Raw genomic sequence first — 1,308 nt, 5'->3', positions numbered from 1 at the left:
CACTACTGTCCAAAGAAATTTTCTCAGACATGATTTAAATTAGTTTATATTAATGCATTACGTGAATAAAATTTTTCCGGGATTTGATTTTATACTTTTGCAAATTGTATTGCAAGAGATAGAAATCATGAATAAGGGAAAGACCGTATTGGCTCAGATAATGTCGCTCATACCGAGATATGAGTTCGACAAATGCGTAAAGAGATACAATGGCAACCGACATGCTATCGAGTTCAAATGCAGAGATCAGTTTATGGTGATGAGTTTTGCCCAGTTCACTGGTCAGGATAGCCTCCGCAGCATTGATGCAACGCTGGTTGCCCTGTCCTCCAAGTTGTACTCGTCCGGAATCAAATATATCCAACGCTCGACTTTGGCACATATCAACCAGGCCAAGGACTGGCGCATCTATCACGACTTGGGTCAGATATTGATTGCACAAGCGAGATACCTGTATCGGAACGAGCCTTCCAGGCTCGACGTGGACGGTATCGTCTATGCCTTCGATAGCAGTACGGTTAAACTTTGCTTGCAGCTCTGTCCATGGGCAAGACTTCATCATGATAAAGGTGGTGTAAAGATGCATACCTTGCTGGATTTGCGGGGAGCGATTCCCACATTTATTTATCTGACAGAAGCTGCAGTCCATGACTCCAAAGCTATGAGTCTTGTACCCGTAGAGCCTGGCAATTATTACCTTATGGATAAGGGATATGTGGATTTCAAGCAGTTGTTCTGCCACTTTCATCGCCAGCGGGCCTTCTTTGTCACCAGGGCCAAGGACAACATGAAGTATGAGGTGGTAGAAGAGCATCCGGTTGATAAAAGTACCGGAGTTATTAGCGATTCCACTATCAGGCTGACGGGGCTGAAAACCTCCAGATGGTATCCGGATACACTTCGCATGGTTGTGTATGAGGATTACGCCACGGGAAACCTCTATCGGTTCTTGACCAACGACTTCACGCATTCTTACCTGACCATTGCTGAACTTTATAGGGAACGTTGGCAAGTGGAGTGTTTCTTCAAATGGATCAAACAACATCTGAACATTAAGGCGTTCTACGGAACCAGCCAGAATGCAGTCTACTCGCAGATATGGATTGCCATCTGCGATTACCTGCTGCTTGCTATTGCCAAGAAGATGTTCTATGTTGATCAAGAACTTTATATTTTATCGTCCGTCATCGGCAAAGTACTCTTTGAGAGGAAGCCTTTAGGCGAACTATTTGTTAAATCAAAACGTCCGATGAATGATTCCGATTCAGATCAACTGAACTTATGGGGAAATTTCTTTGGACAGTAGTG

Annotated in this window: 1 protein-coding gene; it reads left to right on the top strand. The window is 44.0% G+C overall.

The genetic code is table 11. The features are described 5' to 3' along the window. Window positions 1-52 precede the first annotated feature (52 nt). Entirely contained in the window at window positions 53-1,306 is a 1,254-nt protein-coding gene (locus DWW90_RS20320; RefSeq protein ID WP_122346284.1) for an IS4 family transposase, read from the top strand. Window positions 1,307-1,308: the final 2 nt, after the last annotated feature.

Origin of the sequence: Parabacteroides sp. AF17-28 (assembly GCF_003479205.1) — a bacterium.
Classification (GTDB): Bacteria; Bacteroidota; Bacteroidia; order Bacteroidales; family Tannerellaceae; genus Parabacteroides; species Parabacteroides acidifaciens.
Note: the sequence above shows the minus strand (reverse complement) of the source record. Positions and strands in the feature narration are given on the sequence as shown.

Bases quoted from the DNA above. Each gene is read 5' to 3' on its own strand.
- DWW90_RS20320 (WP_122346284.1), top strand. From the start codon at position 53: ATGCATTACGTGAATAAAATTTTTCCGGGATTTGATTTTATACTTTTG.